21 protein-coding genes are annotated in these 22,809 nt (G+C 71.5%); 8 read left to right on the top strand and 13 right to left on the bottom strand.

The genetic code is table 11. The features are described 5' to 3' along the window. Window positions 1–91: 91 nt before the first annotated feature. A complete protein-coding gene (locus OHA68_RS38515; RefSeq protein WP_327104652.1) occupies window positions 92–1,489 on the bottom strand; it encodes an ROK family transcriptional regulator in 1,398 nt (465 codons plus the stop codon). 248 nt (window positions 1,490–1,737) lie between these two features. Next, on the bottom strand, window positions 1,738–3,150 hold the full coding sequence (gene xylB / locus OHA68_RS38520; protein WP_327104653.1) for a xylulokinase: 1,413 nt from the start codon (window positions 3,148–3,150) through the stop codon (window positions 1,738–1,740). An 89-nt stretch (window positions 3,151–3,239) separates the two neighbouring features. On the opposite strand from xylB, the gene xylA reads away from it, so the two are divergent. The 3 genes from xylA to OHA68_RS38535 all read left to right on the top strand — a co-directional run bounded on the left by xylA (window position 3,240) and on the right by OHA68_RS38535 (window position 6,079). Continuing rightward, window positions 3,240–4,415 (top strand): xylose isomerase, encoded by a 1,176-nt coding sequence (xylA, locus tag OHA68_RS38525; protein ID WP_327104654.1) that lies wholly within the window; start codon window positions 3,240–3,242, stop codon window positions 4,413–4,415. A gap of 240 nt (window positions 4,416–4,655) precedes the next feature. Next, entirely contained in the window at window positions 4,656–4,967 is a 312-nt protein-coding gene (locus OHA68_RS38530) for an STAS domain-containing protein (protein WP_189140439.1), read from the top strand. A gap of 185 nt (window positions 4,968–5,152) precedes the next feature. After that, window positions 5,153–6,079, top strand: a complete 927-nt coding sequence (locus OHA68_RS38535) for a CAP domain-containing protein (protein ID WP_327104655.1) — start codon at window positions 5,153–5,155, stop codon at window positions 6,077–6,079. A 176-nt stretch (window positions 6,080–6,255) separates the two neighbouring features. Here OHA68_RS38535 and OHA68_RS38540 read toward each other — a convergent pair whose 3' ends face one another. The 4 genes from OHA68_RS38540 to OHA68_RS38555 all read right to left on the bottom strand — a co-directional run bounded on the left by OHA68_RS38540 (window position 6,256) and on the right by OHA68_RS38555 (window position 9,720). Then, window positions 6,256–6,591: an Atu4866 domain-containing protein gene (locus OHA68_RS38540; protein ID WP_189140437.1), complete on the bottom strand. Its 336-nt coding sequence runs from the start codon at window positions 6,589–6,591 to the stop codon at window positions 6,256–6,258. A gap of 75 nt (window positions 6,592–6,666) precedes the next feature. Next, a complete protein-coding gene (locus tag OHA68_RS38545; RefSeq protein ID WP_327104656.1) occupies window positions 6,667–7,410 on the bottom strand; it encodes a hypothetical protein in 744 nt (247 codons plus the stop codon). A 72-nt stretch (window positions 7,411–7,482) separates the two neighbouring features. Next, window positions 7,483–8,592: a pyridoxal phosphate-dependent aminotransferase gene (locus OHA68_RS38550; RefSeq protein WP_189140435.1), complete on the bottom strand. Its 1,110-nt coding sequence runs from the start codon at window positions 8,590–8,592 to the stop codon at window positions 7,483–7,485. Between the two features lie 102 nt (window positions 8,593–8,694). Further along, window positions 8,695–9,720, bottom strand: coding sequence for a LacI family DNA-binding transcriptional regulator (locus OHA68_RS38555; RefSeq protein WP_327104657.1), 1,026 nt, complete (start codon window positions 9,718–9,720; stop codon window positions 8,695–8,697). Window positions 9,721–9,816: 96 nt separating this feature from the next. Here OHA68_RS38555 and OHA68_RS38560 point away from each other — a divergent pair, with 96 nt between their 5' ends. Further along, window positions 9,817–11,388, top strand: coding sequence for an OmpA family protein (locus OHA68_RS38560; protein WP_327104658.1), 1,572 nt, complete (start codon window positions 9,817–9,819; stop codon window positions 11,386–11,388). Here the strand turns inward: OHA68_RS38560 and OHA68_RS38565 are convergent. From OHA68_RS38565 to OHA68_RS38575, 3 genes are read right to left on the bottom strand one after another with little or no spacing between them, the layout of a single operon-like run. Further along, the gene (locus OHA68_RS38565; RefSeq protein ID WP_327104659.1) at window positions 11,381–12,175 is read right to left on the bottom strand and encodes an ABC transporter permease; all 795 of its coding nucleotides are present in this window, start codon (window positions 12,173–12,175) and stop codon (window positions 11,381–11,383) included. The genes OHA68_RS38560 and OHA68_RS38565 overlap by 8 nt on opposite strands. After that, on the bottom strand, window positions 12,172–13,056 hold the full coding sequence (locus OHA68_RS38570) for an ABC transporter ATP-binding protein (RefSeq protein WP_327104660.1): 885 nt from the start codon (window positions 13,054–13,056) through the stop codon (window positions 12,172–12,174). Before OHA68_RS38570 ends, OHA68_RS38565 begins: the two co-directional genes overlap by 4 nt. Next, window positions 13,053–13,409, bottom strand: a complete 357-nt coding sequence (locus OHA68_RS38575) for a hypothetical protein (RefSeq protein ID WP_327104661.1) — start codon at window positions 13,407–13,409, stop codon at window positions 13,053–13,055. The genes OHA68_RS38570 and OHA68_RS38575 overlap by 4 nt, the downstream gene beginning before the upstream one ends. 71 nt (window positions 13,410–13,480) lie before the next feature. Here OHA68_RS38575 and OHA68_RS38580 point away from each other — a divergent pair, with 71 nt between their 5' ends. Beyond that, window positions 13,481–13,882, top strand: coding sequence for a GntR family transcriptional regulator (locus tag OHA68_RS38580; RefSeq protein ID WP_327104662.1), 402 nt, complete (start codon window positions 13,481–13,483; stop codon window positions 13,880–13,882). Continuing rightward, window positions 13,879–15,018 (top strand): DUF1648 domain-containing protein, encoded by a 1,140-nt coding sequence (locus OHA68_RS38585; RefSeq protein ID WP_327104663.1) that lies wholly within the window; start codon window positions 13,879–13,881, stop codon window positions 15,016–15,018. The genes OHA68_RS38580 and OHA68_RS38585 overlap by 4 nt, the downstream gene beginning before the upstream one ends. Window positions 15,019–15,120: 102 nt before the next feature. Here the strand turns inward: OHA68_RS38585 and OHA68_RS38590 are convergent, their stop codons facing one another. The 3 genes from OHA68_RS38590 to OHA68_RS38600 form a co-directional block, all read right to left on the bottom strand. After that, window positions 15,121–15,615, bottom strand: coding sequence for a hypothetical protein (locus tag OHA68_RS38590; protein ID WP_327104664.1), 495 nt, complete (start codon window positions 15,613–15,615; stop codon window positions 15,121–15,123). A 163-nt stretch (window positions 15,616–15,778) separates the two neighbouring features. Further along, window positions 15,779–17,047: a hypothetical protein gene (locus OHA68_RS38595; protein WP_327104665.1), complete on the bottom strand. Its 1,269-nt coding sequence runs from the start codon at window positions 17,045–17,047 to the stop codon at window positions 15,779–15,781. Window positions 17,048–17,193: 146 nt separating this feature from the next. Further along, entirely contained in the window at window positions 17,194–19,035 is a 1,842-nt protein-coding gene (locus OHA68_RS38600; protein WP_327104666.1) for an AMP-dependent synthetase/ligase, read from the bottom strand. Between the two features lie 138 nt (window positions 19,036–19,173). On the opposite strand from OHA68_RS38600, the gene OHA68_RS38605 reads away from it, so the two are divergent. Beyond that, entirely contained in the window at window positions 19,174–20,664 is a 1,491-nt protein-coding gene (locus tag OHA68_RS38605) for a peptide MFS transporter (RefSeq protein ID WP_327104667.1), read from the top strand. Between the two features lie 11 nt (window positions 20,665–20,675). After that, window positions 20,676–21,290, top strand: coding sequence for a trimeric intracellular cation channel family protein (locus OHA68_RS38610; RefSeq protein WP_189140424.1), 615 nt, complete (start codon window positions 20,676–20,678; stop codon window positions 21,288–21,290). 87 nt (window positions 21,291–21,377) lie between these two features. Here OHA68_RS38610 and yczR read toward each other — a convergent pair whose 3' ends face one another. Further along, on the bottom strand, window positions 21,378–22,808 hold the full coding sequence (yczR, locus tag OHA68_RS38615; protein WP_327104668.1) for a MocR-like transcription factor YczR: 1,431 nt from the start codon (window positions 22,806–22,808) through the stop codon (window positions 21,378–21,380). Between the last annotated feature and the right edge of the window lies 1 nt (window position 22,809).

Here is a 22,809-nt window from a genome sequence, read left to right on the forward strand (position 1 = left end):
CCCGGCGGGCGTCACAGCCCTCGGGCGCCTGGCCCGCCGACGGCAGCCCGGTGTCACAGCCTTTGTACGCCGCGACCCCGGCCGGGCCCGATCACGACCACAGGGCGGCCGGGTCCTCCACGATGGCGCGGACCGTGACCAGCGCCGCGCCCAGCAGCGGCCCGCGCCTGCCCAGCTCGGAGACGGTCAGCGCGCCGGAGTCCCACGACCGTACGGTGACCCGCTCGGCCAGCTCGCGCCGCATCGACGGCAGCAGCCACGTGCCCAACTCGGCGTAAGCGCCGCCGAGCACCACGGCCGCCGGGTCGAGCAGGTTGACCGCCCCGGCGAGCGCCGTGCCCAGCGCCGTGCCCGCCTGATCCAGCGCGTCCAGCACCCGAGCGTCCCCCTCCCCCGCCCGGACCGCGAGCATCTCGATCACATCGCGCCGCCCCCCAGAGACCCCCCGCCGCCCGAACCCCGCCGCGCCGCCGGCGACCCCGACACCGTTCGCCCCCTCGACATCACCCCGGCCGACCACGGCCTCCACCACACCGCCCTCAGCCTCTTCCGCCCCGCCAACGTCACCTGCGGCGGCCGTAGGCTCTCCTGCCCCGCCGGCGTCACCTGCGCTAGGGACGCCCGCCGCCGCACCACCGCCGCCACCTGCGGCGGGCGCGCCCGCCGCAGCGCTGCCGGTGCCGCTTTCGGCGGGTACGCCTGCCATGCGGAGGACCGCTGACTTGCCGGCGTACTGCTCCAGGCAGCCGCGGGCGCCGCAGGAGCACGGGTGGCCCTCCGGGTGGACGGGCATATGCCCAAGCTCGCCCGCGAGCCCCCGCGCGCCGCTGAACAGCCGTCCGCCGACGACCAGGGCGGCGCCGATGCCGCTCTCCGCCGAGACGTGGACGAAGTCGGCGGCCACCGGATGTGCCCACAGCTCGGCGAGCGCGCCCAGGTTGGCCTCGTTCTCCACCCTGAGCGGCAGCTCGCCGGGCCACAGCGCGGCGACGGGGACGTCGTGCCAGCCGAGGTTGGGCGCGTGGTCCACGGTGCCGGGCACGTCACCGACCAGGCCGGGCACCGCCACGATCGCCGCCACCGGCCGCAGCCCGAGGGCGGCGGCCTGCTGGGTGGCGTCGTCGGCCAGGGCGGACAGGCGGGTCAGCGCCTCGGCGGGGGTGAGCGCCGCGTTGGCGCTCTCCACCCGGATCCAGACCCGGACGGCACCGCGCAGATCGGTGACGCACGCGCCCAGGTGCTCGACGCCGACCTCCAGCCCGAGCCCCGCGGGACCGCGCTCGCTGACCTCCAGCGCGCTGCCCGGTCGCCCGACCCTGCCGTTGGCGGCGGGCCCGAGCTCGGTGAGCAGCCCACCGGCGAGCAGTTCGTCCACCAGGCTGGAGACGGCGGCCCTGGTCAGTCCGGTGTGCCCGGCCACCGCCGCCCGCGAGATCGGGCCATGGGCGGCGACCGTGCCCATCACCAGGGCGAGATTGTGCTGCCGCATACCCTGCTGCGACGCGGGCCGCCCACGCGGCGCCGCAGCCCCACCCAGCCCAACACGCGGCGCCACAGCACCACCAGACTCACCACCCGGCCCAACACGCGGGGCCACAGCACCACCAGAGTCACCACCCGGCCCGACGCGCGGCGCCACGGCACCGCTGGGCTCGTCGCTCGGCTCGACGTGGGGTGCCGGGGCTTCGCCGGTGGCGATCCGGTGGTCGCGTCTCGTGTTCTCCGGGTTGTCGCTGATCAAGGTGCGGTGAAGAGTGGCTCGGCCCGGGGCAGGGTGGCGGCGATCCGTTCCACCGTCTCGACGTCCCTGGGCAGCGGGTCCAGCAGCTCTCCTTGCGCCGTCCCCCAGCGGCGGGACACCTCGTCCGGCGCCTCCCCGGTGACCAGCGCCGCCGCCTGCGCCGCGGCCCCCAGGGCGACGAGTTCGGCCGCGGCGGGCACCAGCACGGGCCGTCCGGACAGTCTGCGGATCGTCTGACGCCAGGCGGTGCCCCTCGCGCCGCCACCGATGAGCAGCAGTGGCACGTCGGGGTCCGGCTGTTCGCCGCCCGCCCGCAGCACGTCGTCCAGCGCGCCCAGCAGCGCGGCCGCGGCGCCGTCGTAGGCCGCCTGGAGCAGTTGCCCGGCGGTGGTGTCGTGGCGCAGGCCGTACAGCAGTCCGGCGGCGTGCGGCAGGTTGGGCGTCCGCTCGCCGTCGAGGAACGGCAGCACGACCGCCTCGCCGCCGGGCTCGACGGCCTCCCGGTCACGCCCCAGCAGCTCGGCGATCTTGTCGACGGCCTGGGTGCAGTTGAGGGTGCAGGCGAGCGGCAGCCAGTTGCCGAGGGCGTCGGCGAAGCCCGCGACGATCCCTGTCGGATCCTGCGGGCGCGCGCGGGAGACGGCGTAGACGGTGCCCGAGGTGCCGAGGCTGAGCACCGGCGTCCCCGGCCGCACGCCGAGGCCGAGGGCGGCGGCCATGTTGTCGCCGGTCCCGGAGGCGACCTTCGTGCCCTCGGCCAGCGGGCCGCCCGCCCGTACGGTGCCCGCGAGGCCGGAGACCACCCGCGGCAGCATCGCCGGGTCCAGCTCGGCACCGCGCAGCAGTTCGGTGTCGTAGCCCTCGGGCGTCCACCAGCCGGTGCCGGAGGCGTCGCCCCGGTCGGTGACGGCCTCGCCGGTGAGCCGCTCGGTCAGGTAGTCGTGCGGCAGCCGGACGGCGGCGACCCGGGCGGCCGCGGCGGGCTCGTGCTCGCGCAGCCACATCCATTTCGCGATGGTGAACGCGGCCGTCGGCACACTGCCGGTCCGCCGGGCCAGCTCGTCCGCACCGTACTTGGCGGCCAGGCTCGCGGCCTGACCCGCGGAGCGGACGTCGTTCCAGAGCAGCGCGGGGCGCACGGGCGCGCCGTCGGCGTCCAGCGTCACCAGCCCGTGCTGCTGCCCGCCGACGGAGACCGCCTGGGCCGCCGCGGCGTGCCCGGTGCCCTCGACGGCCGCGCACAGCGCCTGCCACCACTGCTCGGGGTCGCTCTGCCGGCCCGCCCCTGAGCTCACGACGTGCGCGGCACGTCCCTCACCCAGGATCGCGCCGGTGTCCACGTCCACGGCGAGGGCCTTCGACGATTGGGTAGAGCTGTCGATGCCTATGACGACGCGCTGTGGCGACATGCCTCACTCCTCACGATCATGGGGGCGGTCTTCCCACCGCCACCCTTCGCATATTAATTTGTTTTTTGCCCTTACGAATAGGAGTCCCGATGACTGACAGTCTCACGCCCCGCCCCGAGCACAAGTTCACCTTCGGCCTCTGGACGGTCGGCTGGCAGGGCCGCGACCCGTTCGGCGACGCCACCCGCCCCGCTCTCGACCCGGTCGAGAGCGTCAACAAGCTCGCCGAGCTCGGCGCGTACGGCGTGACCTTCCACGACGACGACCTGATCCCCTTCGGGTCCACCGACACCGAGCGGGAGAGCCACGTCAAGCGCTTCCGCCAGGCCCTGGACGCGGCGGGCCTGAAGGTGCCGATGGCCACCACCAACCTCTTCACGCACCCGGTCTTCAAGGACGGCGGCTTCACCGCCAACGACCGCGACGTGCGCCGCTTCGCGCTGCGCAAGACCATCCGCAACATCGACCTCGCCGTCGAGCTGGGCGCTCAGGTGTACGTCGCGTGGGGCGGCCGTGAGGGCGCCGAGACCGGCGGCGCGAAGGACGTACGCCTCGCCCTCGACCGCATGAAGGAGGCCTTCGACCTGCTCGGCGATTACGTGCTCACCCAGGGCTACGACCTGCGCTTCGCCGTCGAGCCCAAGCCCAACGAGCCGCGCGGCGACATCCTGCTGCCGACCGTCGGCCACGCGCTGGCGTTCATCGAGGAGCTGGCGCACCCCGAGCTCGTCGGCGTCAACCCGGAGACCGGCCACGAGCAGATGGCCGGGCTCAACTTCACCCACGGCATCGCCCAGGCGCTGTGGCACGGCAAGCTGTTCCACATCGACCTGAACGGCCAGACCGGCATCAAGTACGACCAGGACCTGCGCTTCGGCTCGGGCAACCTGCGTGACGCCTTCTGGCTGGTGGACCTGCTGGAGACGGCCGGTTACGCGGGACCGCGGCACTTCGACTTCAAGCCGCCGCGTACCGAGGACTTCGACGGCGTCTGGGCGTCGGCCGCCGGCAACATGCGCAACTACCTGATCCTCAAGGAGCGCGCGCAGTCCTTCCGCGCCGACCCCGAGGTCCAGGAGGCGCTGCGGGCCTCCAGGCTCGACGACCTGGCCAGGCCCACCCTGGCGGCCGGCGAGTCGCTGTCCGACCTGCTCGCCGACCGCACCGCCTACGAGGACTTCGACGCCGAGGCGGCGGGCGCCCGCGGCATGGCCTTCGAGCGGCTGGACCAGCTGGCGATGGACCACCTCATGGGTGCTCGCTAGGCGGACCAGGTCCCGGGCCCGCCTCTGGCGCCGAGGCGGGCCCGGGAGCTCGCACGATCACCGTGCACAGCGACAGAAGGATCGCTGAGGGTAACGAACCGGGAAGACCGGTGATAGAAACCCTTATATGGATGATTATGGCGAAGATTCCCACAATCAACCGGTCTTAGCGGTACGTGACCAAGCGAGCACCTACGGATTCGGTGCCCGCCCGCTCCGATCGGTGAAGGAGGAATCGACATGGACGTGGTGTCGGTCGGCACGTTGACGGACGGCACGCTGCCGGTGGTGCTGCGCGGCGAGGTCGAGTTCACCAACGCGGCCCGGATACGGGAGACGATCTCCGCCGCGATCGCCGGGGAACGGCCCGCCGCGGTGCGCGTCGACATGTCCGAGGTGGCGTTCCTGGACTCTTCCGGGGTCGGAGTGCTGGTCGACGCGATGAAGGCGGCCTGGGAGGTCGGTGCTTCCTTCGCCGTGGTGGAGCCCACCCCGAGGGTGTACGACCAGCTGCGCATCGCCGGGCTGCTGGACGTCTTCGGCCTGTCCTGAGCCCCGCCCCACCCCGGTTTCGACCGGCCCCGGTCGCCGTGCGTGGCGCGGTCAGGCCGGTCCCTTAGACGCCTCTTGTGTCACTTTGGTTTACCCCAATATCCGTAATTTCAGGACAGAGCGGTTACCCACTCGACAGAATTCGGATTCCATCCAGCATCAACCGCAACTGGAGGGATTCCCATATGCGTAAACCCTTAGGGGTGCTCGCGTGCCTCGTCAGCGTCGCCGCCCTGTCGACCCCCGTCGCCACGGCGCACGCCGCGACGGAGTCGCAGGCAGCGTGCCGCGTCTCCGTGGCCAAGCCGCAGGTCAACGACTTCGGCAGGATCCAGGCGTCCGCCACCCGGCGTGGCTGCCTGTTCAACGCCGTCGTCCGGGTCCGGATCAAGCGCGCCCAGCCCGGCGCGGACCCGGTCGTCAAGAGCGGCGCCAGGAAGTCCCGCAACGCCCGCGTCACCATCGCCCTGCCCTGCGCTCCGGGCGTCTACTACGCGGTGGCGACGGACTACCGCGGCCACAGCAGCAAGTCCCGGCCGGTCCGGCTGTCCTGCTTCCCCACGGACACCCCCACGCCGACCGTCACGCCGACCACCACGGTCACCCCCACGCCGATCCCGTCCTCCAAGCCGACGACACGGCCGACGACACGGCCGACCACAAGGCCGACGTCCACACCGACCCCGACGCGGACGAGCACCGCGCCGCCGTCGGGCACGGTCGGTTCGGCCGAGGAGAACGAGGTCGTCCGGCTCACCAACGCCGAGCGCGCGAAGGGTGGTTGCCAGCCGCTCAAGCATGACGCGCAGCTCCGCAAGGCCGCCTTCGACCACTCCGCGGACATGGCCGCCAGGAACTACTTCAGCCACACCTCGCAGGACGGCCGCAGCTTCCTGGACCGCATCAGGGGAGCCGGCTTCACCGGTGGCTCAGGCTGGGCGGAGAACATCGCCAAGGGCCAGCAGACCCCCGCCTCCGTGGTGAGCGCCTGGATGAACAGTTCCGGCCACAAGGCCAACATCATGAACTGCAGGTACAACCTGATCGGCGTCGGCGCGGTCAAGAGCTCCTCGGGCCAGATCCTCTGGACCCAGAACTTCGCCAGCCGCTGACGGGCCCCACCTGATGGTCTCCGTCGCCTGACACGAGGAGCCCCGGCGACGCCTCGCGGCCCCCACCCGCGAGGCGTCGCCCTTCCCGGCCCGCCGTGAGCCCCAGCACCCGCCGTACGGCCATAAGTCCGGACGCCCGGCCCCGTACGCCTCAAGGCGCCTGAAGGCCTGTACGGTCAGCGTTCGCGGTGCATGACCATGCCGCCGTGGTGCAGGACGTCCGGGCTGACGAAGGTGCCGTCGGCGGTGAAGCCGGTGTCGTCCACGTAGTCGATGTGGTCGCCGGTCACCGTGTAGCCGCCGGTGTAGGCGCGCTCGCGCCCGTCCCGTGCCTCCTCGTAACGCCCGTCGGGCAGCAGCTCCTGCCGGATCCGCCCGTCGGCGGTCACCCACATCCCCACGTACGGATGCGGCGTGGCCGGACGGTCACAGGCGTTCAGGGCGCCCATGGCGACGAGAAGGAGCAGCAGTCTCCTGATCATGGTCAGTGCCTTCCAAGGTGAGCCGGTCATGCTCCCCACCCTGACCCGGCGCCAACGCCGCGACCAGACCGCCGCTCTCCGGGGTGCGGCACACCCACGTTCGGCTCACTCGATCAGGATGCGGGGCAGCACGCCGGTGATCGCCACGTGCAGGAGGAGGGTGGCCAGGTTGTAGGCGATGTGCACGGCGATCGCCGCCACCAGGCCGTGCTCGAACAGGACCAGGAACAGGAACATGCCCAGGTACCACGACCAGATCCAGCCGATCAGCCCCTGGTAGGTGTGGCTGTTGCGGAAGCGGCCGTTGCTGGTCAGGATGGCGGCGGCGACCGCCCACGGAGCGGTGGTCAGCACCTCGTGCAGCCGCCCGGCCGTGGCGAAGTCCGCCACTGGGATGAGCACCTCGTTGAAGATCCACGGGATCGGGTGCAGACCGGCGAAGCCCAGCACCACGAAGTCCGCGATCACCGCCCCGGCGATGGCCGCGTAGAACAGCAGCCACCGGAACAGGACCTCTTCCAGGGCGCTGTGGAAGATGAGCTGGAACGGGCCCAGCGTGATGACCCGTCCCGGCGGCGGGACGTCGCCCCAGGCGAGCTGCCGCTGGAGCTGACGGTGGGCCGGCACTTTGATCAGCGTCAGCAGCAGCCCGGCGGCCATCGGCGGCCAGGCCAGCAGCAGCGAGTCGGTGAAAGCGGTCCAGACCGGCTGCTCGACGTACCAGAAGGTGCCGAGCTCGAACGGGATGAGGTCGGGTCGCAACCACTCCAGCAGCAGCACCAGGAGGATGGAGAAACCGAATCCGAACGGCAGGAGGGAGCAGGACACGGCGAAGCCTAAGCGTGGCATACGCGAACCCTTTCGGGGGGTTTCAGCCTCCTTCCATCATGCCCACCGGACGGCTGCCGCGAGCGCCCGCCGTCAGGCGGACAGCGGGTTCACGTGCCGATGGTGCATGCCGACGACCGGTGTCTCGTGCAGGCTGCCGGAGTAGAGGAACTGCGTCATGCCGACCAGCAGCCGGCGCACGTCCTCCTGCGGCCGCACCACCAGGCGCAGGAACTGACTGGTCGTGCCCAGCTTGTTGCCGCATTCGCGCACGTACACGCCGTGCTCGGTGAGCAGGTGGTCACGCAGCGGCACCCCGTCGAACCCCGCGGGCAGCTTCACCAGCAGGAAGTTGCCCTGCGAGGCGTAGACCGACAGCTCCGGCATGCAGCTGAGCTGGTGGAACATCGCCCGCCGGTCCTGGGCCAGCCGCCTGAGGCTCTCCTGGTACTCGCCCATGAACTGCTTCATCATGAACACGACGACCTCGGCGAAGGAGTTGAGGTTCCACTTGGGCAGCGCGTCGCGCACCTTGCCCGCCAGCGCCGGGTTGGCCACCATGTAGCCGAAGCGGATGCCGTGCAGGCCGAAGTTCTTGCCCAGGCTGCGCAGCACTATCACGTTCGGCCGCACCGCCGCCTCGGCGGCCACGCCGGGGTACGGCTCGGCGTCGACGAAGTCGCCGAACGACTCGTCCACGATCACCAGGTCGAGGTCGATGAGCTCGTCCAGCAGGCGCAGCACCTCGTGCTTGGGCAGGTAACCGCCGTCCGGGTTGTTCGGGTTGCAGATCACCGCCACCCGCGAGCCGCGCATCCGGATGAAGGAGACGTACTCGTTGACGTCGAGGCCGAAGTTGCGGTTCTCCAGCAGCGGGAACATGTCGACCCGCTTGCCGGTCTCCATCGGCTGGTCGGTCCAGCGGCCGAAGGTGGGGATGGGCACCGCCAGGCTCTCCCGCACCAGCAGGTGGTCGATCCAGGTGATCAGCTCGGTGGAGCCGTTGCCCATGGCGACCGTCTTGGGGTGCAGGCCGAGCGTGGAGCTGAGCTCCGCGGTGATGGTGTCGGCGTCGCTGGGGTAGAACTTGAGGATCGTCTCCAGGTTCCGGCCCAGGTGATCGAAGATGTCCGGGGTCGGGAAGTACGGGTTGCACGGGATGCAGAAGTCCACCGGGGCGCTCTGTCCCACCGAACCCCTCATCAGGGAAAAGTACGAGGGGCTGTGCGCCTGTGCGCGCAAAAGGCTGAGCTCCACCACACCTCCATGGGCACACTTTGTCCGATGTGTGGAGGTACGTACTGATCAAGCGGCAGGTTCAGCCGTGGAGCGGCGCCGCACCAACCGGACCGCCAGCTTGGTGTCGCGGCTGGTCATGCCGGGCCGCTGGATGCGCTGCACCAGATGCCAGACCGCCTGCGCGCCCAGCAGTTCCTTGTCGGCCGCGATGGTGGTGAGCGGCGGCGAGGCGTGCGCGGACATGGCGACGTCGTCGTAGCCGATGACGCTGACGTCGCCGGGGACGCTCAGCCCGCGGTCGCGCAGCGCGTCCAGCGCGCCCAGGGCCGACTCGTCGTTGGCGCAGAACACGGCGGTCGGCGGCTTGGGCAGCGCGAGCAGGGCCGCCATCTGCTCGTAACCGAGCGCGGAGCTGAAGTCGCTGCGCCTGACGTAGGAGGAGGGCGCGCGCAGCCCGTGCTCGGCCAGCGCCCGCCGGTATCCGGCCAGCCGCCGGGCGGCGGGCACGATCCGGTCGTCGGCGGTGATGACGGCGGGCGGCGGGTCGGTGTGGCCGAGCTCCAGCAGGTGGCGGGTGGCGAGGTAGCCGCCGGTCTCGTCGTCGTGCCGGATGTGGTCGACGGGCAGCTCCTCGACGGCGTGCTCCAGCAGCACGCAGGTGACCCCCGCGTCGAGGATCCGGCGCAGGTAGTCGCGGTCGGGCGCGAAGCTCAGCACCAGCAGGCCGCTGACCTGCTCACGCTCCACGCACAGCGGCAGCCGGTCGCCGCCGGGGTGGACCACCTCGTACGTCATCGACAGCCCCAGCTCCGCGCAGGCCTGCTGCGCCCCGGACAGGACGGGGGCGTAGTACGGGTTCGACGGCGAGAACATGTCGCTCACCGAGGAGACGAACCCGATCAGCCCGCTCTCCCTGACCGCCCGGCGGGCCCGCGGCCGATAGCCGAGGTCCTCGGCCGCCCGCCGCACGGCGGAGCCGGTGTCCGGCGAGACCCAGGATTTGCCGGAGAAGACGGCGGACGCGGTGCCGATGGACACGCCCGCCCGATCGGCCACCTCCTTGAGCGTGGCTCGTCCAGGCACCCGTCCCATGGATCCCCCTGTCACTGAACTTCACTACAAGGTACTGAAATTTCAGTATTCCAGGGACGAAAGCACGCATCTAGGAAGTACGACATCATCGGTCCGATGAAGTATCGGATCCCTCTCGCGCTTCTCACGTCCCTCACCGCAGCGGGACTGACCGCCTGCGGCATCATCCCGACCCCCGCACCGCCAACGGAGCCCCCCTCCCCCAGCGCTTCGGCGACGACGCCCCCCTCCCCCTCGGGCTCCCCCAGCCCCAGCGCCAGCGGCCAGGACGAGCGGCCCGCACTGGCCGAGACGCGGAGCACCCTCACCCCGGATCTCAAGGTCGAGGTCGTCGGGCTCAACCGGATCAAGGGCGAACACCTGGTCGCCCAGCTCAGGCTCAGCAACACGGGCACCGGCAAGCACATCCCCTGGACCGGCGAGATGGGCGACAACACGCGCCCCCTGGGAGAGATCCGGTGGGCCTCGGGCATCGGCGTGCTGGACGCGCGAGCCCGCACCTGGATCCTGCCGTACCAGCCCGCCGGCTCCCCCTGCCTGTGCAGCGACCGACGGCGCGACGGCCTCGACTACTTCATCGACGCCGGACAGTCGATCACCCTCTACGCGGTCTTGCCGGCCCCCTCCGGTGACCCGGCCACCACCACGGTCGTCACTCCCGTCGGCCCGCCCATGCCGGACGTGCCGATCAGCGACGAGCCGCCCGTCACCCCGGCCGGCATGAACGTCCCCGACCCCGACGCCGAGCCCGTCACCACCATCACGCGCCGCATCGTGACCCCTTCGCAGTCCCTCGACAAGTCCGAAGAGACCGCCGACGACGGCGAGGACCTGCGGGTCAGCCTCTCCTCCGACGTGCTGTTCGCGGTGAACAAGGCCACGCTCACCGGCCGGGCCCGGACGATCCTGGCGCGCACCGCCAAGCTGGTCGACTCCTCGCCGGGCCCCACCGTACGGGTTGAGGGCCACGCCGACTCCTCCGGCACCGACGCCATCAACGACCCGCTCTCGCGGCGCCGCGCCCAGGCCGTGCGCGCGGCCCTGTCCCCGCTGGTGACCAGGCAGGGCGTCACCTTCCAGGCCAAGGGGTACGGCTCGCGCAGCCCGCTCTACAGCAACGACACCGAGGAGGGCAAGCGGCGCAACCGCCGGGTCACGGTCACCTTCGCCAAGCCCCGGCCCGCCGAGCCGGAGCCGGCCACCGCCTCCCCCGCCGAGACCCCGGACGAGACCGGCCTGACGGGCACCGCCGCGGCGGACGGCCAGCCGATCTCCATGGCGGTGAACGGCCTGCGCCGGCTGCCCGGCGGCCTGGGCCTGCTGACCTACACCGTCACGAACGAGGGCGACAGCGAGGCCTGGTTCAACGAGTTGCACCATGCCAAGGACTGGATGTCGTTCAAGTACCAGGCGGCGACCAACGTCACGCTCACCGACGAGGCCGCCGGGCGTCAGTATCTGCCCGGCAGGCTGCAGGTTCCCACCGACGACGGCGGCGTCGACTCCTACTGCGCCTGCACCTCCGTGTCGGGCGTGCGCCTGGCCACCGAGAAGTTCGCACCCGGCCAGTCCAAGCAGTTCTGGAACCTGTTCGAACTGCCCGCGGACGCCTCCGCCCGTACGGTGAAGATCGCCGGCTTCAAGGAGCTTCAAGTGCCCGTCAGGTGATGTCCCTACGCAGCGGCACCATGACGGCGATCGCCGAGGCGACCAGCGCGTAGCCGAGCAGCACCAGGCCGCCCGCCGGGGCGGACAGCAGGGCGACGGCGGTGCCGCCGGTCTGCTCGGCGATCGCGTCGGCCAGCTGGGTGAACCCGGTCAGCGCCGAGGTCGCGCCGCCCGGCAGGAAGGGATAGAGCTCCTTGACGCCCGGGATGAGCATCAGCAGGGTCTCGGCCAGGTAGAGGTACGCGCCGACCACGACGAGCGCGGTCACCTGATTGCGCAGCAGGGCGCCCATGGCCACGCCGAGCAGGGTGTAGACGGCCATGGTCGCGGCGATGCGGGCCAGCAGCGCCAGCACCACGCCGGCGGGCAGGCCGAGCTCGACGCCGTTGAGGGCCGCGGCGCCGAACAGGCCGACCGCGGCCACCGCCGCGGCCACCGCGCCGTAGCCGAGCCCGCCCGCGGTGTACGCCGCCAGCTTGGCGACCAGCCAGGTCCAGCGCCTGGGCGCGAACAGCGCGGTCGTGGAGACGGTGCCGTGCCGGTATTCACCGGCCACGGCGGCCGTGCCGAGCAGCGCGGGGACGAACGCGGTGAAGCCGAGCAGGCCGAGCAGCGCCGTGGCGCCCTCGGGGGTGTGCAGGCCCGGCATCGGAGGGGTGAAGTTCTCCGGGCCGACGAGCGCGAGCAGGCCGGTCAGAGCGCCGCTGCCGAGCGCGGCCAGCAGCCCCCACAGCCAGAGCCTGGTGGTGGTCAGGCGCCGCCACTCCGCCGCGATGAGGGCGATCATCGGGTCTCCTTCGTCAGGTGCAGGAACGCCTTCTCCAGCGTGGGGCGTTCGGGGGTGATCTCGTACAGCGGGACGCCGTGGGCCGCCGCGGCGGTGGCCACCTGCTCGGTGGTCAGGCCGTGGACGCGCAGGGCGCCCGATCCGGCCTCCTCCACCTCACCGCCCTCGGCCGGCAGGCACGTCCGGAGCAGGTCCGTCCGTGGTGACCGCACCAGCACGCTGCGCGCGCCGGCCAGCTCGGCGGTGGTGGCGGTCGCGACCAGCCGCCCCTGCTGGATCACCACGACCCGGTCGGCCACCTGCTCGACCTCGGCGAGCTGGTGGCTGGAGACCAGCACCGCGCAGCCCTGCGCGGCCCGCTCCCGCAGGAATCCGCGCAGCCAGGCGATGCCCTCGGGGTCGAGGCCGTTGCCCGGCTCGTCGAGCAGCAGCACCCGGGGGTCGCCGAGCAGGGCGGTGGCGAGGTTGAGCCGCTGCCGCATGCCGGTGGACAGCTCGCGCGTGCCGCGCCGGGCGAACGCCGACACCCCGGTCTCCTCGGCCACCCGCTCGACGCGCCCGGCGTCGTAGCCGCCCATCCGGGCGTAGACGCGTAGATGGTCCAGGGCGGTGTGGGCGGGATGGAAGCCCGAACCGTCGAGCAGCGCGCCGACGGTCGCCGTGGGCCTGGGCAGGTCGGCGTAGCGCCTGCCGCCGATCGTGGCGGTGCCGGAGGTCGGGGTGACGAGACCGAGCAGCATCCGCATGGTGGTGGTCTTGCCCGCGCCGTTGGGCCCGAGGAAGCCGGTGACCGTCCCCGGCGCGACGTCGAAGCTGAGGTCGGTGACGGCCTGAACGGGTCCGAACCTCTTGGTCAGGCCGCGCACCAGGACGCCGGTCATGCGACCACCGCGGCCAGGGCCCGGCGGATCCCCTCGGCGTCCCGAACGCTGAGGACGAGCTCGTCGTAGCCCGATCGCCTGTCCTTCATGACGATCCGGAGGCCGGGCTCGCCATGGCGGGCGGCGACCAATCGCCTGACGCCGCCGAAGGAGGTCCAGACGCCGACCTTCATGACGCCGCTGACGACCAGGCCGGCGCGCCATCCGGTGGCTGCCGCCAGCGGCCGGTCGAGGTGGCGCGCCTCGCGGATGCCGTCGACCGGCACGCTCACCGTGCTCGCCCCGCTGAACAACCTGGCCCAGGAAGCGAAGTGCACCTTCAGCATCCCTTGCCGGATCGTCACCTGGATCATATGTCCTCCCGCGGCACTATGGCTTCATGTTCTATCTGTTCTACTAGTTGTATATCAGCTAAGCTGATGTCGTGCAATTGACTCTCGATCTGGACAGTGAGGTCCCGATCTATCTGCAGATCAGGGATCGGGTCGTGGAAGCGGTCGCTCGCGGCGAGGCGCGGGAGGGCGATCCGCTGCCGTCCACCCGCCAGCTCGCCGCGGACTTCGGCATCAACTTCCACACCGTCAACAAGGCGTACGACCTGCTGCGGCAGCAGGGCGTGATCCGGATCAACCGCAAGAGCGGCGCGGTCATCCGGCGGGACCACTCCACGGGCCCGCCGGAGGCCGGATTCACCGAGGCCTGGGAGGAGCGGATGCGGGTGCTGCTGGCCGAGGCCACCGTCCACGGCCTCGACCGCGAAGAGGTGATGCGACGGTGTGCGGCGATCCTCGCCGGGTTCGCGTCGGGCGAGAGGGTGACGCTGTGACGCTGCTGCTCGCCGCCGACGTGGCCGCCATCGCGCTGGTCACCTGCGTCATGCTGGCGCTGCCCACGCTGGGCGGGCCGACACTGGCCTTCGGTGTGCAGGTGACCGCCGACAGGGCCTCCGACCCGGCCGTCATCGCCGAGCGCCACGCCTACGCGCGGCTCACCGTCCTCGCGGCCGCGCCGGCCACCGCCATCTCGATCCCCGTGACGGCCCTCATCACCGCGACCGACCGGCCGCCCGCCATCGGCGTCACCGCCGCCGCTCTCGGCCTGGTCCAGCTCGCGCTCTACCACCGCGCCCACCGCAGGATCCGCCGGGCCAAGCTGGCCGGAGGCTGGCAGTCCGAGCGACGTCAAGGCGTCACGGTCGACACCACCTTCCGCACCGATCCGGTCCGGCTGCCGTGGGTCTGGGGACTGCCGGGGCTCGCGATCCTGCTCGTCACGGCGGCCCTCGGATGGTCACGTCTCGGCGAGCCGCCGGCCACGCTGCCGCTGTGGCGCGGCTTCGGGATCGACCCCGCCCGCCGCGTCCCGGCGACCCCCACCGCCGTCCTCGAGCCGGTGATCTGCCAGCTCGCCATCGGCCTGGTCGTCCTCGCGACGATCTACGTCGTGCTGCGGGCCCGCCCCGACCTCGACGCGGCCAAGCCCAGGGGTTCGGCCCGCCGCTACCGCGTCCACCTGCGCGGTGTCGCCGTGCTGTGGCTGGTGTCGGCCGCCTGCCTCGGCCTGGGCCTGCTCCTGTCGGCTCTGCTGCTGTGGGAGATCGTCCCGTTCACCCTCTTCTGGCGCGTCATCGCCTACGTGCCGCTCGCCGCCCCGCTGGTTCCGTGGCTGATCTGGGAGGTACGGGTAGGCCGGGCGGGACACCGCCTGCCCGCGCTGCCCGGCGAGGAAGAGGAGGAGTCCGGGGTCGTCCAGCGGGACGACGACAGGCACTGGTTCCTGGCGGGCGCCGTCTACGCCAACCGAGCCGATCCCGCCCTGTTCGTGCCCGCCCGCCTCGGCTCCTCCTGGACGCTCAACATCGGCCACCCGGCCACCTGGCTGGTGCTGGCGACCGCGCTCGCCGTGACCGCGCTGGCCCTCGCCGGCGTCGTGGACCTGCCCCAGAAGGAGAGCCTCTTCTGATGAAGGGCGCCTCCGGTCGCCCGGGGAACGCCGAACGCCCGGCCACTTCATGGAGTGGCCGGGCGTCGAGTCGCTTCCCCGGGCGTGACCGCCCGCTGGAGGCTAGTGGTGGTGCCTGTTGCGGTGGTGGCCGATGACCTTCACCCAGTCGGTGGCGGTGGAGGACTCCAGGTGGCGCGAGCCCTCGAAGACCGCCCGCCAGGTGCCGGACTCGTAGGCCCGGACCCTGGTCTCGAAGGAGCCGTCGCGCCCGGTCTTCACCGACTTGACGTGTTGCCACTGGCCGCTGCCGGCCGGCTGGAAGAGGATGGCGATCGACTTCCAGCCGAGGCGGTCCCAGCTTCCCTCGTCCTCACAGTGGTTCGCGTGGTGCACCACGACGAAGCCCTTGATGTAGTCCTCGTCGCAGCGCACCGACAGCCTGCCCGAGACCGTCACCGGCTGACCGCGCCAGGCGGGCTCGGGGGTGACGTCGAACGAGAGACTGGTGTGACCGCCGTCGTTGCCGGAGCTGGCCAACGCCGGCGCTGCGGCCCCCGCGAGCACCGTGGCGCCCAAGGCGGCCGCCGCTACTCCGGCGGCGAGACGTCGCATCATGAGGGTGACTTCCTTCCCCGTGTGGGACGCACACCGAACGGGGTGCGTCAACGCGATTGACGCGTTTGGGTAAAGAAAAGTTCTCGGAAGTCAGATCACGATTTAACAACGACATCTCACGACGTACGGCATTTATCGCTATTGGTGTTGTTTTATTGCGCTATTAGTTGATTTGTCGGATTTTCGAGTCGTCTGGGGCGTAGTGTCCGGTTCCTAGGTAGCGGACGCGCCAGTCGCCGCCGGGCCGGCCGGAGACGGTGCGATGGAACGCGCCGCTGGCGGTGGTGGTGGCCTCGGCGACCCGCCGCCACGTCCCCGTCGCGTCCTCGCGCCAGAGGATCTCCACCCGCTGCCGGGCGAACGGCGAGAAATCGGTCGTGCCGCGCGGGTCAAGCCTGGTGAGCGAGCCGCTCAGCCGTACACCCTGGGCGTCGCCCGCCCTGGCCACCCGCACCGTGCTGAGCTTGCTCTCCCGCTTGAGCTGGAACGACGCGTACGACGTCACGCTCGTCCCGTTCGGGCCCTTGGCGGTCGCGGTGATGGTCCAGGTGCCGGCGGGGTAATACCGATTCAGCGGCTTGTCGGGCAGGAAGCGCCAGGTCTGCCAGCCACCACGCATCCGCATGGAATCGGGGGCGAGGCTCCAGGCCGGCGGCGCGGCCTCAGAGGACGAGGCTTCCTTCTTCGCCGACTCGGCGGCCGGGATGTCCCCCTCGGCGGAACGCTCCCCGACCGGCGACTCGGCGTCCGGCCGGATCTCGCTCTCGGTCGGTGATTCGGCATCCGGGCGGACCTCGGCCTCGGCCGGCGATTCGGCATCCGGGCGGATCTCGGCCCCGGTCGGCGATTCAGCGTCCGGCCGGGTCTCGGCCCCGGCCGGGGACTTGGCATTCGGCCGGATCTTGGCGGGTGGTTCGGCGCGCTGCCGGCTGGACGGCTCCTTACGCGACTCGTCGTTCGTGGCGGCGGGCGAGTCGTCCGATTCGGACCAGCCTTCCGCGTTCTCCGAAGATGGCTCGTCGGACCATTCGTCCCAGCTTTCCTGGACCGGCGGCTCGCCGGTTCTGGACCACGTGTCGTCGCCGGTGTCCGAGGGCCGCCGCTCGTCGGATTCGTCCGAGGGCCGCCGCTCGTCCGAGTCGTCCGAGGGCCGCCGGTCATCGGATTCGTCCGAGGGCGGCGGCGCGGACGGCCGCTGGTCGGGGCCGGGCGGCGCCCCCGGCTCGACCTTGATGCTCACCCCGTCCTGTCCTCTCACCCCCTTGGCGACCACGTCGATCACCAGGCGGACGGAGTTCCCGGCCCCGACCACCGGGGCCGCGGGCCGTACGTTGATCTGACGGATGGCGGGCTCGGCCGCAGCGGAGGACGCAGGCATGGGAACCGTGAGCGCCCCCGCCGCGAGCGAGACGAGGAGAAGGCTTCTGGTCATGATCAAGACGGTAAGAACCGCCCGGTAATGTCCAGGACCACGACACACGCCCCGGATGGCAAAAACCGGCCGGGAGGGACCGTACCTCCAGATCGACCGGCACCCTCAGATCGACCGGCACCTACAGGTCAGCCGGCAACTTCAGGTCAGCCGGCGTAGAGCCCCTCGATGAGCTCGGCGTACTTGGCGTGCACGACGCGCCGCTTCAGCTTCAGGCTGGGGGTCAGCTCCTCGGTCTCGATCGTCCACTCGGTGCCGAGCAGCACCCACTTCTTGACCTGCTGCACCCGGGCGAGCTTGGCGTTGGCCGCCTCGACGGCCGCCTCCACCTCCTTGAGCACGTCCGGGTGCGCGGCCAGGTCGGTGAGGCCGGTGAAGGTGATGCCGCGTGCCTGCGCCCAGCCGGGCGCGACCTCCCCGTCGAGGGTGAGCACCGCCACCGGGTGCGGCCGGTTGTCTCCGTAGGCGAGGGCCTGACCGATGAGCTGGTGCTCCTTGAGGTGGTTCTCGATCTCGGCCGGCGAGATGTTCTCGCCGCCGGCGGTGATGATCAGCTCCTTCTTACGGTCCACGACCCGATAGAAGCCGTCGTCGTCCACGGTGCCGATGTCGCCAGTGTGCAGCCAGCCGTCGGCGTCGATGAGATCGGCGGTGGCCTCGGGCCGGTTGATGTAGCCGCTGGTGTTGAGCGGGCTGCGGGTGAGGATCTCGCCGTCCTCGGCGATGCGCACCTCGACTCCCGGCTCGGCCCTGCCGACGGTGCCGAGCCGGTAGCAGGCGGGGCTGTTGCCGGTGAACGCGCCCGTCGTCTCCGTCATCCCGTACACGTCGATGACCTTCAGCCCGAGCCCGGCGTAGAAGCGCTGCACCTCGTCGGAGAGCGGCGCGGCGCCGGTGGCGGTCCACTGGGCCCGGTCGAAGCCGATCATGCCGCGGATGATCGACAGGAGCGCGCCGTCGGCCTGGTCGTAGGCGGCCTGGATCTCGGGGGTGATGGTGCCGCCCCACTGCCCGGCCTCCACGTAGGCGACGCCTGCCGCCATGGCCTGCCGTACGGCGTCCTGCTGCTCGGCGGGCTGGGTGGCGAGCACGGCGTGCAGACGGGCCATCATCTTCTCCCACACGCGCGGCACGCCGAAGAACATCATCGGCTTGACCTGCCCGAGCGTGGCGCCGAGGTTGGCCAGGTCGGTGCAGAAGTGCACGTGCGAGACCTTCACCAGCGGCAGATAGAGGCTGAGCACCCGCTCGGCGATGTGCGCGTAGGTGAGGTAGGAGATCTGGGTGCCCTGGACGGGCAGCGCGGTCAGCCTGTCGGTGGACTCGACCTCGTAGAAGACGTTGGTGTGGCTGAGCGGGACGCCCTTGGGCATGCCGGTGGTGCCCGAGGTGTAGAGGACGGTGACGACGTCGCCGGCCGCGACCGCGCGCCATCTGTCCTCGACCCCGGCGGGGTCCTCGGCGAGCCGGGCGCGGCCCAGGTCGAGGAAGTCCTGCCAGGGCATGAACCGCTCGTCGTCGCCGGGCGCGCCTTCTAACATGATGATCTTGCGGAGGCCGGGCAGCCGGTCGAGGACGGGCGCCCAGCGGGCGAGTTCGGCGGGCCCGCCGAGCACGGCGATCCTGGCGCCCACGTCGTCGGCGACGAACGCGATCTGGTCGGGCGCGAAGGTGGAGTAGACGGTGCAGCCCACCCCGCCCGCGTGCACCGCGCCGAGGTCGGCCAGGACGTGCTCGCTCCTGTTGACCATCATCATCGCCACCGACTCGCCCGGCTCCAGCCCGAGCGCGGCGAACCCGGCGGCGATCTCCAGCACCCGCCCGCGCGCCTCGGCGTAGGTGAGGGTGGCCCAGCCGCCGCCCTCGACCGGGTCGGAGTAGGCGGGGGCGTCGGGGTGACTCTCCGCAACCTGCCTGAGCTGTTCGCAGACGGTGCGACCGGCTATCTGCCGCTCGATCTCCGCCCGGACTCCGAGGACATCGGCCATGGCACCCGCCTCCAGTCAGTAACCACTTGCACGGTTGGCATGCATCGCACCACACCGAGCGAGGAGCGGCAAGAGTCTGATCCACTCATCACCTAGAGTGATGGGTCGCACGCTTTTCGTGTCCGGAGGAGGGCTGGGATGACCAACGGCGGCAGGACGTTCTTCGGCCACCCATGGGGCCTGGCGACGCTGTTCGGCACGGAGATGTGGGAGCGGTTCAGCTGGTACGGCCTGCGCGCCATCCTGGCCACATTCCTGGTGGCCTCCCCCGCCCACCAAGGGCTGGGGATGACGGAGGAGACCGCGCAGGCGGTCGTCGGCGTCTACGGCGCGCTGATCTACCTGGTGGCGCTGCCCGGCGGATGGATCGCCGACCGGATCCTCGGCCCGCGCAGGTCGGTGCTCTGGGGCGGGTTCGTCATCATGTGCGGCCACATCAGCATGGCCGTCCCGGTGCCGACGCCGTTCTTCGTCTGGCTGGGCCTGCTGCTCATCATCGCCGGCACCGGCCTGCTCAAGCCGAACATCTCCGTCATGGTGGGCAAGCTCTACCCGGAGGAGGACGACGCCCGCAGGGACGCCGGGTTCTCCCTGTTCTACCTGGGCATCAACCTCGGCGCCTTCTTCGCGCCGATCGTGGTCGGCCGGCTGGCGGCCGACGACCAATGGCATCTGGGCTTCGGCGCGGCGGCGGTCGGCATGGCGCTGGGCCTGGTCCAGTACGCGTGGGGCGGCCGCAGGAGCCTGCGGGGCGTCGGCGGGCGGCCCGACGTGCCGCTCACGCCCCGGGAGATGCGGCGCTTCACCCTGCTCGTCTCGGCCGCCGTGGCGGTGGCGGCGATCGCGCTGGGCGTGTGGGCGGCGAGCGGCACCTTCACGCTCAGCCGGTTCACGCTGGTGGTGACGGTCCTCATCCTGGTGGTGCCGGTCCTCTACTTCGGCTACATCATGCTCGGCGGCCACGGCCTGACCGAGGACGAGCGGTCGAGGATGAAGGCGTACATCTGGCTGTTCATCGCGGCCTCGATCTTCTGGATGATCTACGACCTGGCGCCGAGCAAGCTGCTCTTCTTCGCCCAGAACCACACCGACCTGTCGCTGTTCGGCGTCACCATCCAGGCGGCGACCACGCAGTCGTTCAACCCGCTGTTCATCATGATCTTCGTGCCGGTGTTCGCGGCGCTCTGGGTCAAGCTGGGCACGCGGGTGAGCACGCCGCAGAAGTTCGCCTTCGCGCTGGTCATGGTGGGCCTGAGCTTCGTGGTCATGGCGCTGGCCGCGTCCTTGGCCCAGGGGGGCCGGGTCACGGTCTGGTGGCTGGTGCTGGTCTACCTGATCCAGGTCTTCGGCGAGCTGTCGCTCAGCCCCGTCGGGCTGTCGGTCACCACCAAGCTGGCGCCGCTGGCGTTCAAGGGGCAGATGCTCGGCGTCTGGTTCATCGCGGTGTCGGTCGGCGACGCGGTCGGCGGGCAGACCGGGCGGCTCGGCGACGTGCTGTCCGAGCCCGCCTACTACCTGCTGCTGGCCGCGATGGCGATCGTCGCCGGCCTGGCGCTGTTCATGTTCACCCGCAGGCTGCGGGTGATGATGTCGGAGCACCACGTGCCCGAGCCGCCGCCGATCCGGTAGACATTGCCACCGTGGCTGAACTTCTCGATCTCGTGGGCATCTTCGTCTTCGCCCTGTCGGGCGCGCTCATGGGCGTGCGCAAGCGACTCGACGTGGTCGGGATGGCGGTGCTGGCCGAGATCACCGCGCTGGGCGGCGGCATCGTCCGCGACCTGGTGCTCAACGTGCGCCCCGCCGCCTTCCAGAGCGTCGGCTACGTGGTGGTCCCCCTGGCGGCGGCGGTGGTGGTCTTCTTCTTCCATCCGCACGTGGCCCGGGTGATGCCCGCCATCCTGGTGTTCGACGCCGCCGGCCTCGGCCTGTTCTGCGCGGTCGGCACCGCCAAGGCCCTGGACTACGGCCTGAGCCCGCTGCACGCGACGCTGCTCGGCGTCACCACGGCGGTGGGCGGCGGCATGCTGCGGGACATTCTGGCGGGCGAGATCCCCACCCTGCTGTACGACCGGCAGCTCTACGCCCTGCCCGCTCTGCTGGGCTCCACCGCGCTGGCCGGCCTGTCGATCGCCGGCGTGTACGGCTGGCCCGCCACCCTGGCCGCCGCCGTCCTCGCCACCGGCCTCCGCCTCGCCGCCATGCGTTACAACTGGCGCGCCCCCCTGGCCAGAGGCGTCGGCGACCAGACGTGACCGCCGCCGCGGATGTCGGCGACCCGATGTGACGGTCGCCGCGGCGGGTGTCGGCGACCAGACGTGACGGTCGCCGCGGATGTCCGCTCAGACCGTCGGGCTGAGCGTGTCCGGCAGGGGGACGGAGCCGACCCGGCCGCGGTGGCGGGCCTCGGCGATCCGGGCGACCGCCTCGCGCAACACCTGGGGCGGCTGCGTGTACGGCAGGCGCAGGTAACCCTCCAGGGTGCCTTCGAGGCCGAACCAGGGGCCGGGCGCGAGTCGTACCCCATGGCAGGCGGCGGCTTCGGCGAGGGTGACGGCGGAGCCGGTGTCGAGCCGGATCCAGAGCGTGCCGCCGCCGCGCGGCACCGCGAACTCCCACTCGGGCAGGTGCTCGCGCAGCGCCGCCACCAGCGCGTCGCGTGAGGCGCGCAGGTTGCGGCGGCGTTCGGCCCTGGTCTCTTCGAGCCGGTCGAACAGCCGGGCCACGACGAGTTGCTCCAGCACGGGGCTGGCGATGTCCTTGGACGCCCGGTGCAGGGCCATCCGGCGGGCCAGCGCGGCGGTGGCGCGGACCCAGCCGATGCGCAGCCCGCCCCACCAGAGTTTGGACGCCGACCCTATGGTGATCACCTGGCCGTCGTGGCCGAAGGCGGCCATCGGCGTCGTGCCCGGCACCTCCTCCAGTTCGAGCTCCGCCCAGGCCTCGTCGACGAGCAGCAGGGTGCCGGTCGCCTTGGCCGCCTCGGTGACGGCGGCGCGGGCGGGGTCGTCCATGAGGGCGCCGGTCGGGTTCTGGAAGTCCGGCATCAGGTAGGCCAGCCGGGCCGAGGACTGCCGCATGGCGCCGGACACCAGATCGAGCCGCCATCCCTCGGCGGAGACGCCGACGGACGCCAGCTTGGCGCCGCGCAGGCGGGCCGCGTCGATGGCGTGCGGGTAGGTGGGCGACTCGACGACGACCGCGTCGCCGACGCCGATAAGCGTCCCGAGCACGATGTTGATGGCGCTCTGGGAGCCGGTGGTGACCAGGATCTGCTCCGGCCGGGTGGCCACGCCGCGCGCGGTGTAGTAGGCGGCGATCCGCTCGCGCAGCAGGGGCAGGCCGAGCGGGTGGTAGCCGTTGCCCATCCCGTAGCGGGGCACGTCGTCGACGGCCTCCAGCATCGCCTCGCGCATCGCGCGGGGCGCGGCGGGGGCGGCGGCGTGCAGCTGGATCAGGCCGTCGTCGTAGGCGGCGAGCCAGGGGCTGTCGGAGCTGACGGCCGGGTCGGGCAGCGCGGTGTAGCTGCCCGAGCCCTGCCTGCTCTCCAGGAAGCCGCGCTCGCGCAGCAGGTCGTACGCGGCGGTCACGGTGTTGCGGCTGACCTGGAGGGCCTCGGCGAGGTGACGCTCGGCGGGCATGCGCACCCGCACCGGGATCTGCCCGTCCATGACCGCGGTGCGCACGCCGTCGGCGAGCGCGCGGTAGTAGGGCCGCGCCTCGGGGCTGACGTCGACGAGCCGGGCCACCTGACCCGCAGACAAATGCCTCATA

The sequence above is a fragment of the Nonomuraea glycinis genome, assembly GCF_035920485.1.
Classification (GTDB): Bacteria; Actinomycetota; Actinomycetes; order Streptosporangiales; family Streptosporangiaceae; genus Nonomuraea; species Nonomuraea glycinis.

Excerpts from the sequence above, each read along its gene's own strand:
- OHA68_RS38590 (WP_327104664.1), bottom strand. The coding sequence starts at position 15,615 with ATGATGCGACGTCTCGCCGCCGGAGTAGCGGCGGCCGCCTTGGGCGCC.
- OHA68_RS38600 (WP_327104666.1), bottom strand. The coding sequence starts at position 19,035 with ATGGCCGATGTCCTCGGAGTCCGGGCGGAGATCGAGCGGCAGATAGCC.
- OHA68_RS38605 (WP_327104667.1), top strand. The coding sequence starts at position 19,174 with ATGACCAACGGCGGCAGGACGTTCTTCGGCCACCCATGGGGCCTGGCG.
- OHA68_RS38515 (WP_327104652.1), bottom strand. The coding sequence starts at position 1,489 with ATGCGGCAGCACAATCTCGCCCTGGTGATGGGCACGGTCGCCGCCCAT.
- OHA68_RS38530 (WP_189140439.1), top strand. The coding sequence starts at position 4,656 with ATGGACGTGGTGTCGGTCGGCACGTTGACGGACGGCACGCTGCCGGTG.
- OHA68_RS38540 (WP_189140437.1), bottom strand. The coding sequence starts at position 6,591 with ATGACCGGCTCACCTTGGAAGGCACTGACCATGATCAGGAGACTGCTG.
- OHA68_RS38535 (WP_327104655.1), top strand. The coding sequence starts at position 5,153 with ATGCGTAAACCCTTAGGGGTGCTCGCGTGCCTCGTCAGCGTCGCCGCC.
- xylA (WP_327104654.1), top strand. The coding sequence starts at position 3,240 with ATGACTGACAGTCTCACGCCCCGCCCCGAGCACAAGTTCACCTTCGGC.
- OHA68_RS38575 (WP_327104661.1), bottom strand. The coding sequence starts at position 13,409 with ATGATCCAGGTGACGATCCGGCAAGGGATGCTGAAGGTGCACTTCGCT.
- OHA68_RS38545 (WP_327104656.1), bottom strand. The coding sequence starts at position 7,410 with ATGCCACGCTTAGGCTTCGCCGTGTCCTGCTCCCTCCTGCCGTTCGGA.
- OHA68_RS38565 (WP_327104659.1), bottom strand. The coding sequence starts at position 12,175 with ATGATCGCCCTCATCGCGGCGGAGTGGCGGCGCCTGACCACCACCAGG.
- OHA68_RS38570 (WP_327104660.1), bottom strand. The coding sequence starts at position 13,056 with ATGACCGGCGTCCTGGTGCGCGGCCTGACCAAGAGGTTCGGACCCGTT.
- OHA68_RS38550 (WP_189140435.1), bottom strand. The coding sequence starts at position 8,592 with ATGAGGGGTTCGGTGGGACAGAGCGCCCCGGTGGACTTCTGCATCCCG.
- OHA68_RS38555 (WP_327104657.1), bottom strand. The coding sequence starts at position 9,720 with ATGGGACGGGTGCCTGGACGAGCCACGCTCAAGGAGGTGGCCGATCGG.
- OHA68_RS38595 (WP_327104665.1), bottom strand. The coding sequence starts at position 17,047 with ATGACCAGAAGCCTTCTCCTCGTCTCGCTCGCGGCGGGGGCGCTCACG.
- OHA68_RS38560 (WP_327104658.1), top strand. The coding sequence starts at position 9,817 with ATGAAGTATCGGATCCCTCTCGCGCTTCTCACGTCCCTCACCGCAGCG.
- xylB (WP_327104653.1), bottom strand. The coding sequence starts at position 3,150 with ATGTCGCCACAGCGCGTCGTCATAGGCATCGACAGCTCTACCCAATCG.
- yczR (WP_327104668.1), bottom strand. The coding sequence starts at position 22,808 with ATGAGGCATTTGTCTGCGGGTCAGGTGGCCCGGCTCGTCGACGTCAGC.